This window comes from Streptomyces sp. NPDC000878, from assembly GCF_053599695.1.
The window spans coordinates 50,486-66,015 of sequence record NZ_JBSFMT010000022.1 but is presented as its reverse complement, the minus strand read 5'-3'; the positions used below and the strand labels follow the sequence as shown (position 1 = coordinate 66,015).

General features: G+C 70.1%; 16 protein-coding genes and 1 pseudogene. 5 read left to right on the top strand and 12 right to left on the bottom strand.

Annotated features, from left to right (window positions below; all coding sequences use genetic code 11):
• Positions 1-317: 317 nt before the first annotated feature.
• Complete coding sequence (locus tag ACWDR4_RS21165) at positions 318-1,034, bottom strand: aspartate/glutamate racemase family protein (protein WP_450410537.1); 717 nt, start codon at positions 1,032-1,034, stop codon at positions 318-320.
• Positions 1,035-1,036: 2 nt separating this feature from the next.
• The gene (locus ACWDR4_RS21160; protein WP_450410536.1) at positions 1,037-2,527 is read right to left on the bottom strand and encodes an NCS1 family nucleobase:cation symporter-1; all 1,491 of its coding nucleotides are present in this window, start codon (positions 2,525-2,527) and stop codon (positions 1,037-1,039) included.
• A gap of 183 nt (positions 2,528-2,710) precedes the next feature.
• Here ACWDR4_RS21160 and ACWDR4_RS21155 point away from each other — a divergent pair, with 183 nt between their 5' ends.
• Together ACWDR4_RS21155 and ACWDR4_RS21150 are read left to right on the top strand one after the other, a co-directional pair.
• A complete protein-coding gene (locus tag ACWDR4_RS21155) occupies positions 2,711-3,367 on the top strand; it encodes a GntR family transcriptional regulator (protein ID WP_369033656.1) in 657 nt (218 codons plus the stop codon).
• Positions 3,364-3,774: a (2Fe-2S) ferredoxin domain-containing protein gene (locus ACWDR4_RS21150; protein WP_450410534.1), complete on the top strand. Its 411-nt coding sequence runs from the start codon at positions 3,364-3,366 to the stop codon at positions 3,772-3,774. Before ACWDR4_RS21155 ends, ACWDR4_RS21150 begins: the two co-directional genes overlap by 4 nt.
• A gap of 87 nt (positions 3,775-3,861) precedes the next feature.
• Here ACWDR4_RS21150 and pip read toward each other — a convergent pair whose 3' ends face one another.
• Together pip and ACWDR4_RS21140 are read right to left on the bottom strand one after the other, a co-directional pair.
• Positions 3,862-4,833, bottom strand: a complete 972-nt coding sequence (gene pip / locus ACWDR4_RS21145) for a prolyl aminopeptidase (RefSeq protein WP_450410533.1) — start codon at positions 4,831-4,833, stop codon at positions 3,862-3,864.
• A 62-nt stretch (positions 4,834-4,895) separates the two neighbouring features.
• The gene (locus ACWDR4_RS21140) at positions 4,896-5,618 is read right to left on the bottom strand and encodes a uracil-DNA glycosylase (protein ID WP_450410531.1); all 723 of its coding nucleotides are present in this window, start codon (positions 5,616-5,618) and stop codon (positions 4,896-4,898) included.
• 116 nt (positions 5,619-5,734) lie between these two features.
• Between ACWDR4_RS21140 and ACWDR4_RS21135 the strand changes: the two genes are divergently transcribed.
• The gene (locus tag ACWDR4_RS21135; protein WP_450410529.1) at positions 5,735-6,271 is read left to right on the top strand and encodes an RNA-binding S4 domain-containing protein; all 537 of its coding nucleotides are present in this window, start codon (positions 5,735-5,737) and stop codon (positions 6,269-6,271) included.
• Between the two features lie 23 nt (positions 6,272-6,294).
• On the opposite strand, the pseudogene ACWDR4_RS21130 reads toward ACWDR4_RS21135, so the two are convergent.
• From ACWDR4_RS21130 to ACWDR4_RS21120, 3 genes and pseudogenes are all read right to left on the bottom strand, one after another.
• Positions 6,295-6,420 (bottom strand): annotated as a pseudogene (locus tag ACWDR4_RS21130) (MOSC domain-containing protein); the annotation flags it as partial.
• A gap of 17 nt (positions 6,421-6,437) precedes the next feature.
• Complete coding sequence (locus tag ACWDR4_RS21125; RefSeq protein WP_450410527.1) at positions 6,438-7,115, bottom strand: class I SAM-dependent methyltransferase; 678 nt, start codon at positions 7,113-7,115, stop codon at positions 6,438-6,440.
• Positions 7,116-7,189: 74 nt separating this feature from the next.
• Entirely contained in the window at positions 7,190-8,152 is a 963-nt protein-coding gene (locus ACWDR4_RS21120) for an acyltransferase domain-containing protein (RefSeq protein ID WP_450410525.1), read from the bottom strand.
• A gap of 103 nt (positions 8,153-8,255) precedes the next feature.
• On the opposite strand from ACWDR4_RS21120, the gene ACWDR4_RS21115 reads away from it, so the two are divergent.
• Positions 8,256-8,522: a DUF6343 family protein gene (locus tag ACWDR4_RS21115; RefSeq protein WP_450410524.1), complete on the top strand. Its 267-nt coding sequence runs from the start codon at positions 8,256-8,258 to the stop codon at positions 8,520-8,522.
• 22 nt (positions 8,523-8,544) lie between these two features.
• Here ACWDR4_RS21115 and ACWDR4_RS21110 read toward each other — a convergent pair whose 3' ends face one another.
• The 5 genes from ACWDR4_RS21110 to rpsA all read right to left on the bottom strand — a co-directional run bounded on the left by ACWDR4_RS21110 (position 8,545) and on the right by rpsA (position 14,273).
• Positions 8,545-8,934: a tetratricopeptide repeat protein gene (locus tag ACWDR4_RS21110; RefSeq protein WP_450410523.1), complete on the bottom strand. Its 390-nt coding sequence runs from the start codon at positions 8,932-8,934 to the stop codon at positions 8,545-8,547.
• Between the two features lie 50 nt (positions 8,935-8,984).
• Complete coding sequence (coaE, locus tag ACWDR4_RS21105; protein WP_450410522.1) at positions 8,985-9,593, bottom strand: dephospho-CoA kinase; 609 nt, start codon at positions 9,591-9,593, stop codon at positions 8,985-8,987.
• 244 nt (positions 9,594-9,837) lie between these two features.
• Positions 9,838-10,776: a PAC2 family protein gene (locus ACWDR4_RS21100; protein WP_450410520.1), complete on the bottom strand. Its 939-nt coding sequence runs from the start codon at positions 10,774-10,776 to the stop codon at positions 9,838-9,840.
• Positions 10,777-10,890: 114 nt separating this feature from the next.
• Positions 10,891-12,417 carry a flavin monoamine oxidase family protein gene (locus ACWDR4_RS21095; protein WP_450410628.1) on the bottom strand — a complete coding sequence of 509 codons (1,527 nt, stop codon included), beginning with the start codon at positions 12,415-12,417 and terminating at the stop codon, positions 10,891-10,893.
• 353 nt (positions 12,418-12,770) lie between these two features.
• Complete coding sequence (rpsA, locus tag ACWDR4_RS21090; RefSeq protein ID WP_450410519.1) at positions 12,771-14,273, bottom strand: 30S ribosomal protein S1; 1,503 nt, start codon at positions 14,271-14,273, stop codon at positions 12,771-12,773.
• Between the two features lie 325 nt (positions 14,274-14,598).
• Here rpsA and ACWDR4_RS21085 point away from each other — a divergent pair, with 325 nt between their 5' ends.
• On the top strand, positions 14,599-15,468 hold the full coding sequence (locus tag ACWDR4_RS21085; RefSeq protein WP_450410518.1) for a methyltransferase domain-containing protein: 870 nt from the start codon (positions 14,599-14,601) through the stop codon (positions 15,466-15,468).
• Positions 15,469-15,530 lie beyond the last annotated feature (62 nt).

Here is a 15,530-nt window from a genome sequence, read left to right as displayed (position 1 = left end):
TCTACGCATCCTGGGCACCGACGACTCCATTCCCGTCGCCGACGGGCCGCGCCGACGACGATCCGACCTCCCCGGAGTCTGCGGTCACCGCCGCCCCGCACCGCGCACAGCCCCACCGAGCCGCCCCAAGATCACCCCACCGGCGCCCATCGCCGGCCCACCCCCGGCCGGACCATCCAGCCCGGCCGGGGCATTTCAGCCCGTCCGGCGTTTGAGGACGAGGCCGTTCAGGCCGAAGGGGGGTCTGGGGGCGCAGCCCCCAGGAAGGGATGGGACGGGTAGGGGGCGGCGAGGGCGAGAAAACCCACACCGCACCCTCACTCCCCCACCCGCCCCCACCCCCGCCGCTTCGGCAACGGCTTCGCATAGCTCCCCGACCGGCTCGTCGTCAGCCCCAGCGTGACCAGCGACTCCGCCAGCTTGACCGCCGCGCCCACCCCGTCGACCACCGGCAGCCCCAGCTTCTCCCCCACCGCCCGCTGCAGTCCGGTCATCCCGGCGCAGCCCAGGACCAGGACCTCGGCCCCGGCCGCCACCGCCCGCTCGGCCGCCGCGACGAACGCCTCCTCGGTGCGCCGGTCGTCGCCGAGGTCGAGGACGCCGAGCCCGGTGCCGACGACGGCGGCGCAGTTCCGGCCGACGCCGGCTGTGTCCAGGCTGTCCTCGATCTGGCCGCACGACCGTTCGAGCGTGGTGACGACCCCGTACCGCCGCCCGAGCAGACAGGCGAGGTGCGCGGCGGCCTCGGTGATGTCGACGACGGGTACGTCCACCAACTCCCGTACGCCTTCCCGCCCGTGCTCGCCGAACCCGGCCATGACGACGGCGTCGTACGGACCGTCGTACGTCCGCAGGGTGTCGAGGACGGCGGCGGCCGAAAGATAGCTGTCGAGCCAGCCCTCCGCCGACTCGGGGCCCCACTCGGGGGTGAGCCCGAGCACGCTGGTGCCCGGGCCTGCGGCGGCCCGGGCACCTCGTACGATCTCCTCGGTCATCCCCTGCGTCGTGTTGCAGTTGGTGACGACGATCCGCACGCTCAGCCCTCCACAGAAGCGGAAGCGGAAGCAGACGGTGATTCCGCGGCCGACTCGGCCCGCTCGTCGCGGCACAGGAGTGCGTACAGCCCCGCCGCCAGCGCCGTACCGATGAACCACGAGTACGGGGCCACGTCGCTGAAGGCCTTCACCAGCGCGAGCACTGCCGCGACGCCGGCCGCGGGCAGAAAGGCCCACAGGGCCTTGGGGTTGACGCCCTTGCGGTAGTAGTAGCGCGATCCGGGCTGCGCGTCGAAGAGTGCGTCGACGTCGATTCGGCCCTTCTTGACCCAGAAGTAGTCGAGCATGATCACGCCGAACAGCGGTCCCAGGAACGCGCCGAGGCCGCCGAGGAAGTACTGGACGACCGTGGGGTTGGAGAAGAGGTTCCACGGGGTCACCACCAGCGCGGCCACCGTGCTGATCATGCCGCCGACCTTGAAGGTGATCTTCTGCGGCCAGACGTTGGCCAGGTCGTACGCGGGTGAGACGAAGTTGGCGACGATGTTGACGCCCATGGTGGCGATGGCGAAGGTCAGCGCCGCCAGTACCAGCACCCAGGTGTTGCCGACCTTGGCGACCAGCTCCGCCGGGTCGGTGATGGCCTCGCCGAACACCTCGATGGAGCCGGCCGTGACGATGACCGAGACGATCACGAAGGCCGTCGAGTTGAAGGGCAGGCCCCAGAAGTTGCCGCGCTTGACGGTCCGGTAGTCGGGCGCGAAGCGGGAGAAGTCGCAGAAGTTGAGCATCAGCGTGCCGTACGTGGCGAGGATCAGCCCGATCGCGCCGAACCACTGCCGCCACTGCTCACCGACGGAGACCGGGTTCGGCGTGGAGGTCAGCGAGATGGTCCAGCCGGCCTTGGCGAGGACCCAGACTGCGAGCGCGATCATGACCAGCCAGATGGCCGGACCGCAGAAGTCCTGGAACTTCCGTACGGATTCCATGCCCTGGCTGATGATCAGCGCCTGGATCAGCCACAGCGAGACGAAGGACAGCCAGCCGAGCGCGTCGAGCCCGAGGAACGAGCTGTGCGTCCAGGATTCGAGGCCCGGCCAGGCCGCGAGCAGCATGACGTTGACGGCGACGGAGGCCAGATAGGTCTGGATGCCGTACCACATGATGGCGATGACGGCCCTGATCAGCGCCGGGATGTTGGCGCCCCAGACACCGAAGCTGATCCGACTGACGACGGGGAACGGAACGCCGTGCCGCTGGCCGATCCTCCCCATCCAGTTCATGCCGACGTAGATGAGCACGAAGCCGACGAGCAGGGAGGTGAAGATCTGCCAGACGTTCATGCCGAGGACCAGCAGGCCCGCCGCGAACGTGTAGTTGCCGAGGTTGTGGACGTCGGACATCCACAACGCGAAGAGGTCGAAGACCTTCCAGTTGCGCTTGCCCGCGGGCGCGAGGTCTTCGTTGGTGAGCCGGGGATCGGGGACGAAGGCTGGGGTACCGGTGGCTTCGGCACTGTCGGCGAGGGACACGGGGGCTCCATGGGCGAGGGGACGAGGACGAGGGCGGGGGCAGGGGGCCAGGGGGCAGGGGGACCAGCCAGGGGGTTGTTTGGTATACCAAACTGACGCCATGCTCCTCCCGTCAAGAGTCCGGTCCGATGTCCGCTCCGTTACGGCTCCGTAAAACACGCCCGGGTCGGCGAAGATGGGCCCATGACGAAGATCGAACCGCTCGGAGCGGTGCGCGAGCGTGTCCTGGCGGCTCTGCGGGAGGAGATCATCGCGGGCCGCCTCGGCCCCGGCGACCGACTGGTCGAACGCGAGCTGGCCGAGCGTTTCGGGGTGTCCCGGGTTCCCGTCCGCGAGGCGATCCGGGCCCTGGTCGCCGAGGGCTTCGTCCTCTTCGAGACCCCGCGCCGCACGGTCGTACGCCGTCTCACCCCGACCGACGTGGATGAACTCTTCGAGCTGCGCGAGGCGTTGGAGGTCTACGCGTCCGGCCTCGCCGCGTCCCGCGCGACCCCGGCGGACCTGGCGGAACTGGCGGAACTCCTCGACCGGGCCGCCGCGGCGACGGCGGCGGGCGACGCGGAGACGATCACCGACATCAACACCCGCTTCCACGACCGCATCCTGGCCACGGCCGGCAACAGCCTGCTCATCTCGGTCATGGAACCGGTCGACGGCCGACTGCGCTGGCTCACCCGCCGCAACGAGGAGTGGCCCCAACTCCTCACCGAACACCGCGAGTTGTACGAGGCGATCGCGTCCGGCGACCCGGCGCGGGCCCGTGCCCACGCCCTGACCCACGTCCAGGCCAACCACCGCTCGACGGTACGGCACCTCTTCGGAACGGAGGGCGACCTGTGACCGCCCGTACGGTGATCGGCGCCGCCCGCACCCGCCCCTGCACTCTGGTCGTCTGCCGTGGCTGCTGCTGCGGCGACCCGCGCAAGTACCCCGGCTACGACCACGACTGGCAGCTGGACCGGCTGCGCGCGGCGGCCACGGCCTCCGCCGGGCGCCTCGCGGTCCGTACGTCGGACTGCCTCGGCCCCTGCGACCAGGCGAACGTCATCGTCGTACAGCCGTCGGGCGAGGGCCGCAGGCGTGGCGGCAGGGCCGTGTGGATCGGCTGGTCGATGGGCGACGACTGCACCGACGAGATACTCCGCTGGGCGGAGGCGGGCGGCCCGGGCGTCGTCCCTCCCCCGCCCGCACTGGAACTCCAGTTCGTACAGTCGGCGGGCGAGCGTGATCGAGCCCGTCGACGGTAGTCGGAAGGCTGTAGGCGCTAGGCGGAAGCAGCTCAGCGGTCAGCGGCTCAGCGGCTCAGCGGCTCAGCGGCTCAGCGGCTCAGCGGCTCAGCGGCGGGCCGCGTACCGGTCCGTGGCCGCGACCAGCTCGTCCACCATGCCCGGCGCTCCCGCGTTGTGCCCGACCTCGTCGACCACGATCAACTCGCTGCCGGGCCAGGCGTGATGGAGCCGCCACACCGTGCCGAGCAGGTTCCCGGGGTCGAGGCTGCCCTGGACGAGGGTGCCGGGGATGTTCTTGAGCAGGTGCGCGTCGCGCAGGACGACGCCGTGCGCGCCCTCGTTCCCCTCGCCCAGGAAGTGGTCGTTGCCCCAGTAGTGGGTGACGGTCCGGGCGAAGCCCATGCGGAACACCGGGTCCTCGTAGCGCGGTACGGAACGGGGCGGGGCCGGGACCATGGCCGTCTCCCAGTCGGTCCACGCCCGCGCGGCCCGCTCCCGTACCTCGGGGTCGGGCGACTCCAGCAGCCGGTTGTACGCGGCGGCCAGGTTCCCGTCCCGTTCGTCCTCGGGCACCCCGGCGCGGAACTTCGCGAACGCCTCGGGGAACAGGTTCCCCAAGCCCCTGGTCAGCAGGGCCACTTCGGCGTCGGCGCCGGTCCCGACCGCGGTGAGCACCAGCTCGGACACCACCTCCGAATGCGTCTGCGCATACCGCAGCCCGAGCACCGACCCCCACGACACACCCCACACCAGCCACCGCTCGATCCCCAGGTGCCGCCGCAGCAGCTCCAGATCGGCCATGACGTGGTCCGTCGTGTTGACGCTCATGTCGGTGTCGTACGCGCTCGCGTGCGGTGTCGAACGCCCGCATCCGCGCTGGTCGAGCAGCACGATCCGGTACGCGGCCGGATCGAAGTACCGCGGGAAGCGCGGGTTCGCCCCCGACCCCGGCCCGCCGTGCAGCATCACCGCCGGCTTGCCCCGCGGATTCCCGCAGACCTCCCAGTGGACGCGGTTGCCGTCCCCGACATCGAGCATGCCGTGGTCGTACGGTTCGATCTCCGGATACGGGCCCATCGGGGCAACGTAACGTGCGTGGGCCGGTCCGGTCACGCCAATTCTCACCACCGATCCACTACTCACTGCCGATGCGGGAGGCCGGCGGCGCTCGCCGCGTCACGCAGAACCTCGCGGAGCATCTCGGGAGTGAGGCGGCCGGTGAAGGTGTTCCGCTGGCTGACGTGGAAGCAGCCGAAGAGCCGCAGCCCGTCGCCGAGCGTGACCCTCGCCCCGTGCGCGAAGGCGGGGCGCGGACGCGGCACGCTCCAGCCGGCCGCGTGGAGGGCGGGCAGCGTGGCCTGCCAGCCGAACGCCCCGAGCACCACCACGGCCCGCAGTGTCGGCCGGAGCAGCTCCAGCTCGCTCACCAGCCACGGCCGGCACGCGTCCCGCTCCTCGGGCGTCGGCTTGTTGGCGGGCGGAGCGCAGTGCACGGGCGAGGTGATGCGTACGCCGTACAGTTCGAGCCCGTCGTCGACGCTCACCGATCCGGCCTGCGACGCCAGCCCCACCTCGTGCAGCGCCGCGTACAGCACATCTCCGGAGCGGTCCCCGGTGAACATCCGCCCGGTCCGGTTCCCGCCGTGGGCCGCGGGCGCCAGCCCGACGACCAGCAGCCGGGCATCCGCCGGCCCGAACCCCGGCACCGGCCGCCCCCAGTAGTCCCAGTCGGCGAAACCGGCCCGCTTGGTACGGGCGACCTCCTCCCGCCAGGCGACCAGCCGAGGACAGACCCGGCATCCGGCGATCCGCTCGTCGAGCCCGGTCAGTCCGGTCGGCCCGGCCGGATCACTGGTGTCCATACGTCCACGGTAGAGCGGTGGCCCGGAGCACAGACACAAAGGCGCACAGGGGCACAGGGGCACATGACCCAAAAACCCGTCCGGTCCGCCCGGCCCCGAGTACTAAAGTCGAGGGCATGGCATCTGGCAGGGCTTCCGAGGACCCGGACACCGAAGGTGGCGCGCCCACCGGAGACGGCACAGTCGCCGACACGGCACCGGTCTCCCCGGCGGTGGCCGCGGCCGACGCCGCCGGTCCGGCGAGCGGCGAGACCGTCCGTATCGACAGCTGGATCTGGTCCGTACGTCTCGTGAAGACCCGTTCCATGGGCGCGACCGCCTGCCGAGGCGGCCACGTACGCGTCAACGGCGACCGGGTGAAGCCCGCGTACGCGGTGCGCGTCGGCGACGAAGTACGCCTCCGGCACGACGGTCAGGAACGGGTCGTCGTGGTGAAGCGCCTGATCCGCAAGCGGGTCGGACCCCCGGTGGCCGTCCAGTGCTACGTCGACAACAGCCCTCCGCCGCTCCCCCGCGAGGCCATCGCCCCGGCCGGCATCCGCGACCGCGGCACGGGCCGCCCGACCAAACGCGACCGCCGCGACATGGAACGCCTACGTGGCCTCACCGGACCCGGCCCGGCCGGTACTGCCGGCCCCGACACCACCTCGTAGGAACCTCCGGTCCCAGTGGCCGAGGGATTGCGCAGCCCGTTCACCGTCAGCACCACGTCGTCGCCGATGCACAGCAGGGCGCCGACCGGCAGCGCGAGCAGATCAATGCCCCGGGTGGTGATGTTCTCGCCGAGCTCTCCGGACGCCACTCTCCGTTCTCACCCCCTCACCCTCTCACCGCCTTCACCCAGATCCCGTCCTCCGTCAGATACCGGTCCACCCTCAACCCCGCTTCCCCCAGAGCCTCCTCGAACTGCTCCTGGGTCAACGGCCGGGCCAGGAAGGTCTGTGTCCATACCGCGTCCGGGAACTCGTACTCCGCGCGCACCGAGTTGACGCCGTCCTCGACCGGCTCCGACGACACCATCCGCAGAGTGAACCCGCTCGGGTCGACCCGCTCGCGCGGCAGGTTCGTGTGGTAGTCCGCGCCCTCGCGCTGGATCAGCACATGACCGCCCTCCGCTACGTGCCGGACGCAGGTGCGCAGCAGCCCCCGCCGCACCTCGGCGTCCCCGGCGTGCACGAGGAACGACGCCAGCATGACCACGTCGAACTTCTCGCCCAGGTCTAACCCCTCGATCGGGCCGCATATCGTGCGCGCTCCCAGGACGCGCTCCAGCATCTCGGCCGACTCGTCCACCGCCGTGACCGTGAAGCCGCGCTCCAGGAGCGGGTGGGTCATGCGTCCGACGCCGCTGCCCAGTTCCAGGATGTGCGCGCCCGCGGGCACCGCCGCGGCGATGATGTCCGGCTCGTCCCCGATCGGCAGCCGTGAGTACAGTTCGACCGCGCAGCCGTCCGGAGTGATCGCACCAGGACCCGTGCCTTCATATCCTTCTCGCATCTCCAGTTTCATGCCCGCACAACGGCCCACGCCCGCACGGCCGTTCCCCATCCCCGCTTGTTCACTCGTTCGAGTCACATCGTCGGCAGCGGGAACCATCCGTGCCCGATGTACCAGTGGCCGCCCGCCCGCAGATGGTCTCCGACGGCCCGTTCCACCGTGGTCCGACGGGGCAGGTCGGCCACCGGCAGATCGGGATTCCCGAACACGAACTGGACGGGTTCGGTGTCGGCCGGCTCACTCGCCTCCCCCGCGATCCGGAAGCGTTCCTGGAAGCGGACGATGTTGGAATCCGCCCCCAGATACCGCTTCAGCTGCGGATCCAGCAGCCAGGAGTGACAGACCCCGGCCGTGTACCGCTCCCCGGGAAAGTGCCGTGCGAAGAAGTCCGATGCCAGCGCCAGGGACCGATCGCAGGCGGCCGGGGACAGCGGCCCGTGAAAGTCGGAGATGTGCACGCTGAGACACATCGCGTCGGCGTCAGCGGCCAGACCGGTGCCGGCGAGCAGCCCCGCCGTCCGCTCCCCCACCCGCGCCCGCTGGAACTGCAGCCGCCCCAGCTGGAACAGCTCCCCGTGGAAGTGCAGCGCGATCCACCACGGCGCCTGGAGGCCGCCCCGGCCGTACCTCCTGCGGTACACGGCCATGTTCCGCCCGAGGTCGGCGAGCGTACGGCGGGACACCTCGGGCGGCACCCCGAGCGCGTGGTGGTGGGCCCGTACATACGGAAGCGCCGCGAGGAACACGTACACCGCGAAGTACCGCCCGAGAGCCCCCGGCTCCCCACTCCCACGCCCATCCGCCTGTTCGTCCGCCTGCCCAGTGAGCTGTTCCGTGATCCGGTCGCCGGGCCAGGGCGCCGCCCCGCCGATCTCCCCCATGTCCCGCACAAGCCCTTCGACGCACTCCTCCAGGAGCCGCATCGCGCCGGAGTCGTGGGTCAACGGGCGTCGCAGTGCGATCAGTTCGTTGATGTCCTCATGGGGTACGGCCAGGTCGAGCAGGATCTCGGGAAGGTCGTCGGCGTCCGGCAGCACGGTGTGGTTCCCCCGGTCGTTTTCGGCGGCCGGCGGCTCGTCCGACGGCCCTTGGTGAACGTCCGGAGCGAAGAGTACGTTGCAGGAAGGAGCAGTGGTCCCGATGCGTACAGGCAGTGAGCCGACGACAGCGCGCAGTGCTCTGCGGGCGCGTCTCTGGCTGAGCGTGTGGGGGCTGGTCTGGGCGGTCGTGGGGACGGTCGCGTTCGTGCTCGCCGGACGCCCAGGGTGGGCGGCTGCCTGCGGTGTCCTGTGGCTGGTCGTCACTGTCGACCTGGCCATGATCCTCCGGCACATCCGGCAGGGCCCGCACTACCAGCCGGGCCCCGACATCCCGCCGTACCGGCCGCCGGAACAGCGCGGCCCGTGAACCCGCACGCGCGCGCGGACCCTCAGGACGGCGAGTCGTCGAAGCGGGCCGCTTCCAGGTAGCGCGGGTTCGGGTCGAGCGCCGCCGCCAGCCGGAAGTGGCGCTTGGCCTGCTCGGGGCGGCTCTGGCGCTCGTAGGTGCGGGCGAGCGCGTAGTGCGCGAACGCGTTGTCCGGCTCGCGCTCCAGGACGATCGTGAACTCCAGCTCGGCGGGGCGCAGTTGGGCGGCGGCGAAGAACGCACGCGCGCGCAGCAGCCGGGCGGCCGTGTTCTCGGGGTGGGCGGCGATCACGGGGTCGAGCAGTTTCACCGCGCCACGGGGATCACGCGCGGCGAGCAGTCGCTCTGCCGCGCGGAAGTCGATGACATGCGTCTCCGGAGTTCGTCCGGTCCATCCGCTGGTCTCGGGCACGGCTGAGTCCTTCCCTCACTACGGCGGTTCAACGCCCGGACACGGCAACGCTATTCCTGGGACGCCCGCGCTCTGCGTACGAGATCGGCCCATACATCCGTTACGCGCTGTTCCAGCTCTGCCAGGGGTACGTCGTTGTCGATGACGACGTCCGCGATCTCCAGGCGTTTCTCGCGGGTGGCCTGGGCGGCCATGCGCGCGCGTGCGTCGTGTTCCGTCATTCCGCGCAGCCGGATCAGCCGGTCGAGCTGGGTCTCGGGGCTCGCGTCGACGACGATCACCAGGTCGTACAGCGACTTGAGGCCGTTCTCCGCGAGCAGCGGTACGTCGTGGATCACGACGGCGTCCTTAGCCGCGGCGGCTTCGAGGGCGCGGGAGCGGGCACCCACCAAGGGGTGCACGATCGAGTTCAGCAGGGCGAGCTTCTCGGGGTCGGCGAAGACGATCGAGCCCAGCTTGGGCCGGTCCAGGCCGCCGTTCTCGGCGAGCACCTCCGGACCGAAGGCGTCGACGACCGCCGCGAGGCCCGCGGTTCCCGGCGCGACGACCTCGCGCGCGATGCGGTCCGCGTCGATCAGGACGGCGCCCCGCGCGACGAGCAGCCGCGACACCTCGCTCTTGCCGGCCCCGATGCCGCCGGTCAGGCCCACTGTCAGCATGCCCGGCAGCTTAGGGCCTGTCCGGCGGATCATGCCGGGGACGCGGGGCTTGGCACGCACATCTGCGGCGTTGTCGTCGGTTGCCGAAGCTCCGCTTCGCCGCCCTCCTCCGCCTTGCAGCTGCACGCACCAAGCCCCGCTCACGTGAGCCGACAAGGAGCCGCTGCTTTCCCCCGACCTGATCCGCCGGACAGACCCTAGGGCCTGCCACTGACAGCGTCCCCGACAGGGCACCGGCGAGGGCTCAGCCCTCGCCCTCCCGCTCCGCGAGGAAGCGCTCGAACTCCAGCCCGATCTCGTCGGCGGACGGAATGTCGACCGGTTCGGCGAGCATGTTGCCCCGGCTCTCGGCGCCCGCAGCAGCGTCGTACTGGTGCTCAAGACCCTGGACGAGGGCCACGAGGTCCTCGTCGCCCTCCTGGATCTGGCGGTCGATCTCCGTCTGGGTGCGGTGGGCGTCCGTGCGCAGCGTGTGCGCGATGCCGGGCAGGACCAGGCCGGTGGCCGCCGTGATGGCCTCCAGGACGGTCAGGGCGGCGTCCGGATACGCGGAGCGGGCGATGTAGTGCGGGACGTGCGCGGCGACGCCCAGGACGTCGTGACCGGCCTCCATGAGGCGGTACTCGACGAGCGACTCGGCGCTGCCGGGGACCTGCGCCTCCTCGAAGGGGCTGCGGTGGCCCGGCACCAGTTCGTTGCGGTTGCCGTGCGGGGTGAGGCCCACGGGGCGGGTGTGCGGCACGCCCATGGGGATGCCGTGGAAGTTCACGGACAGCCGGACGCCGAGGCGCTCGACGATCTGCTGGACGGCCGCGGAGAAGCGCTCCCACTCGACGTCCGGCTCGGGTCCGGAGAGCAGCAGGAAGGGCGCCCCGGTGGCGTCCTGGACGAGCCGCACATCGAGCGTGGGGACCTCGTAGTCGGTCCAGCGGTCGCGCTTGAACGTCAGCAACGGGCGACGGGCGCGGTAGTCCACGAGCCGGTCGTGGTCGAAGCGGGCCACCACCTGGTGGGGCAGTGTGTCGAGCAGCCGGTCGACGATCTGGTCGCCGGTCTCGCCCGCGTCGATGTATCCGTCGAAGTGGTAGAGCATGACAAGACCGGCCGACTCCTGCGCCAACGCCATGTCGACGACAGCCAGGCCCTTCGGCTCCCATGCGTACAAACCCTGCGGATCAAGCACAGTGACCGCTCCTCCTCGTGTTCGTACTGCACAACGTGGCACGGGGCGCGGGCATTCCCGCCCGCACCCCGCTCACAGGTACGACTTACCCGTCCACGACGCGCCCGCGGTGCGTCAGGAGGACAGCACGCGCGCGTGGAGCGCGGTCACGGCCTTGCGGGCGGACGTGAACGCGCCATGCTGCCAGGCGTCGGTGTAGCTGAGCCAGTCACCGGCGAAGTACACGCGCCCGGTGGGCTCGTTGAGCGGCTTGTAGCGGGCGTCGTCGGGCCCGCCGGGGGTGGAGTGCCAGGCCGCCTCCAGGTGGGGCGTCTGACGCCAGTGGTGGGAGAAGGAGGACGCCAGTTCGGTGCGGTACTTGTCGCCGTAGATCTTCACGCCGACGGCCACCGCCCGCTTCTCGCGCTCCTTGGGGGTGAGTCGCGCGTACGAGTCGGCGTCGGTGCCGTAGTTGTAGTAGCCGATGACGATGCCTCGCTCCCCGTGGTAGCCGTTCGACGGGTGCCAGATGTGCACGACGTCCTGGTCGGTCTCGGTGATGCCGCCGTAGATCCGGTGGTCCAGCTCCCACCAGCGGGACCGGTACTCCAGGCCGATCTTGGCGGCGGACGACGGAGTGATCGCCTCCAGGGCGGACTGCACTCCGGAGCCGAGGTTGTGCGGGATCTTCGCGAGGATGTTCGGCGGCAGGGCACCTATGCAGTAGTCGGCGTTGACCACCCTGGTACGGCTGCCCTGGGTGTAGGTGACGGAAACACCGCTCCCGGTGTCGGCGATTTTCGAGACGACCGCTCCGGTACGGACGCGGTGGGCGCCGATCGCCCTGGTGAGCGCCTTGGGAATCTGGTCCATGCCGCCCACCGGCTGGAACATCAGCATGGCCTGGTCGAAGCCGAACTCGAAGGAGAAGTAGCGCCCGACGCCGCTGGCGAACACCTCGGAGGCGGTCGGGACGTCGCCGAGCAGCACACCGGGGGTGCCCGCGGCGCCGGGAACGGTCGTGTATCCGCGGCGCTCGCCGCCCTCGTACTTCAGGGTGTCGCCGAGTTCCCCGTAGTCCTTGAGGAACTCCACGAGCCGTTCCCGGTCGGCGGCCGTCAACTCCTCGTCGAGGGCACCCCTGTCGGTGGCCTTGGCGAGCAACTCCGAGACGTAGCCGTACACATCGGCCTTGGCCGTGCGGTAGCGCACCGGCGCGGTCATGCCGGCCGACTCGTTGTAGAGGTAGGCGTCCGCGTTGACGTTGGTGAACACCTCCACGGGGACGCCGAGTTCGCGGCAGTAGTCGAGGGTGACCATCCACTGCGGGAGGCGGGCGGGTCCGGCGTTCATGTAGTGGCCGTCGGCGAACCGGGCCGTCTGCCGGTTGCCGTCGAGGTCTGTGGTCGAGTCACCGCCCCGGACGGTGAAGTTGCGTCCACCGGTGCGGTCCCTGGCCTCCAGGACCGTACAGTCGTAGCCGGCCTTGCCCAGTTCGTACGCGGCGGCCAGCCCCGCGATGCCACCGCCCACGATGACGACCTTGGCGGCGGCTCGCCCGGTGAGCGTGAAGTCGCCGGGCCTGAGCGCCTGGAAGGACTGCTCACGCTGGGCGGCCTGCGCGGTGGGCGCGAGGCCAAGGGCCCCCATGGTGGCGAACATCGCCCCGGCGCCCCCGCTGAGACCCACGTTGCGCAGAAACGCACGGCGACTACCGCCAGAACCACTCTGAGACTGCGTCATGTCCTCGGCTCCCCTTTGTCCCGACCACGAATGACCGGCGAAGCCTCCCAACGGCCGGTTACGGCCCGTCAGTTGCTGCTGTATCCCCCACGTTTCTGCAAGACGGCAAGGACAACCCCCTTAAGGGGCGCGGGGAACTGCGCGACCAGCCACAGCGGGCCCGCAGCCGAACGACAACCGGCAGCCGACAGCCCAAAAAACGACTGAGGGGCCGTACCTCGAAAGGTACGGCCCCTCAGCTACCGACTAAGCCTCGGCTTCAGAGGCGAGCGTCAGCTCTGACCACCGGCCAGCTTCTCGCGCAGAGCGGCCAGCGCCTCGTCCGACGCCAGGGCGCCAGACGTGTCGTCCGACTCCGAGGAGTACGAGCCGCCGCCACCGGAGGCAGCCGGAGCCGCACCCGGGGTGGTGACACCCTCGGCCTCGGCCTGGGCGTCCGCCTCGCGGGACTTGATGACCTGAGCCTGGTGCTGCTCGAAGCGCTGCTGCGCCTCGGCGTACTGGTTCTCCCACACCTCGCGCTGAGACTCGAAGCCCTCGAGCCAGTCGTTGGTCTCGGGGTCGAAGCCCTCGGGGTAGATGTAGTTGCCCTGGTCGTCGTACGACGCGGCCATGCCGTAGAGCGTCGGGTCGAACTCGACCGAGGCCGGGTCGGCGCCGAAGGACTCGTTGGCCTGCTTCAGCGAGAGGCTGATGCGACGGCGCTCAAGGTCGATGTCGATGACCTTGACGAAGATCTCGTCGTTGACCTGGACGACCTGCTCCGGGATCTCCACGTGGCGCTCGGCCAGCTCGGAGATGTGGACCAGACCCTCGATGCCCTCGTCCACGCGGACGAACGCACCGAACGGAACGAGCTTCGTGACCTTACCCGGGACGACCTGACCGATCTGGTGGGTCCGGGCGAACTGCTGCCACGGGTCTTCCTGCGTCGCCTTCAGCGACAGGGAGACACGCTCACGGTCCATGTCGACGTCGAGGACCTCGACAGTGACTTCCTGGCCGACCTCGACAACCTCGGAGGGGTGGTCGATGTGCTTCCAGGACAGCTCGGAGACGTGCACGAGACCGTCGACGCCACCCAGGTCCACGAAGGCACCGAAGTTGACGATCGAGGAGACCACGCCGGAGCGGACCTGACCCTTCTGCAGGGTCGTGAGGAACGTCTGGCGCACCTCGGACTGGGTCTGCTCGAGCCAGGCGCGGCGGGACAGGACCACGTTGTTGCGGTTCTTGTCCAGCTCGATGATCTTCGCCTCGAGCTCCTTGCCCACGTAGGGCTGGAGGTCGCGGACACGGCGCATCTCGACGAGGGAGGCCGGCAGGAAGCCACGGAGGCCGATGTCGAGGATGAGACCACCCTTGACGACCTCGATGACGGTGCCGGTGACGATGCCGTCCTCTTCCTTGATCTTCTCGATGGTGCCCCAGGCGCGCTCGTACTGGGCGCGCTTCTTCGAGAGGATCAGGCGGCCTTCCTTGTCCTCCTTCTGGAGAACAAGGGCTTCGATCTCGTCGCCGACCTTGACGACCTCGTTCGGGTCGACGTCGTGCTTGATCGAGAGCTCGCGGCTCGGGATGACACCTTCGGTCTTGTAACCGATGTCGAGGAGAACCTCGTCCCGGTCAACCTTGACGATGACGCCGTCGACGATGTCGCCATCGTTGAAGTACTTGATCGTCTCGTCGATAGCGGCGAGGAATGCTTCCTCGTCACCGATGTCGTTGACCGCAACCTGCGGAGTGGTGGCGGTGATCTCGGTGCTGCTCGTCATGTGGGAAAGGGCTCCGGTACGGACAGAGAGTCGTAGGTACTGCTTACGCCGGGAGCCCGTTTCGCTCTGCAGAAGGCCGGACAGCCAAGGAAGCGCCACACCAGGACCCGAAGATCCGGTGGCGCCTCGACAACCGAGGGGACATACATACAGATGCGAGCGCAACCTGCTACGTCTGAGGTGCGCAGGCCCGCAGCGCAACTTGTAGCATACGGGGGCAGCCGGGCAGGGTCAATGCGCGAAGGCGCACACCCGGGGCGGATCGCCGCATACCCGGCACAAGACGTGTCCCAGGAGGCCACGCGGGCGCGTAGACGCCCCATTCGTGACGACCGCCGGCACAGGTCGGACGGAAGACCCGCAGACTAATACGAGGGAGCCGATCATCCAAGAGCCCGAATCGTCCGAGCCCGAGGCCACCCGGCGTGCGGCCGGAGTCACCGAAAGCTCCCGGGCCAACCGGGGCTGGTGGGACCGGAACGCGGACGACTACCAGAACGAGCACGGCACCTTCCTCGGCGACGACCGCTTCGTCTGGTGCCCCGAGGGCCTCGACGAGGTGGAGGCGGAGCTGCTCGGTCCGGCCGAGGACCTCAAGGGCAAGGACGTCCTGGAGATCGGCGCCGGCGCGGCCCAGTGCTCCCGCTGGCTGGCCGCCCAGGGCGCCCGTCCGGTGGCCCTGGACCTCTCCCACCGCCAGCTCCAGCACGCCCTGCGGATCGGCGGCGGCATCCCCTTGGTGGAGGCCGACGCGGGCGCCCTGCCCTTCGCGGACGGCTCCTTCGACCTGGTGTGCTCGGCGTACGGGGCGATGCCCTTCGTCGCCGATCCGGTGCTGGTGCTGCGCGAGGTGCGCCGAGTGCTGCGCTCGGGCGGGCGGTTCGTCTTCTCGGTGACGCACCCGCTGCGCTGGGCGTTCCCGGACGAGCCCGGCCCGGAGGGCCTGTCCGTCTCGGGTTCGTACTTCGACCGCACGCCGTACGTCGAGCAGGACGACGACGGCAACGCGGTGTACGTCGAGCACCACAGGACGGTCGGCGACCGCGTCCGGGACGTCGTGGCGGGCGGCTTCCGCCTGGTGGACCTGGTCGAGCCGGAGTGGCCGTCCTGGAACACGTCCGAGTGGGGCGGCTGGTCCCCGCTGCGCGGCAGCCTCGTCCCGGGGACGGCGATCTTCGTCTGCGAGCGCGACTGAGACGGCCGGCTTGAGAACTTGAGAAAACGCCCTCCACGCACGCGTGGAGGGCGTTTTCCATG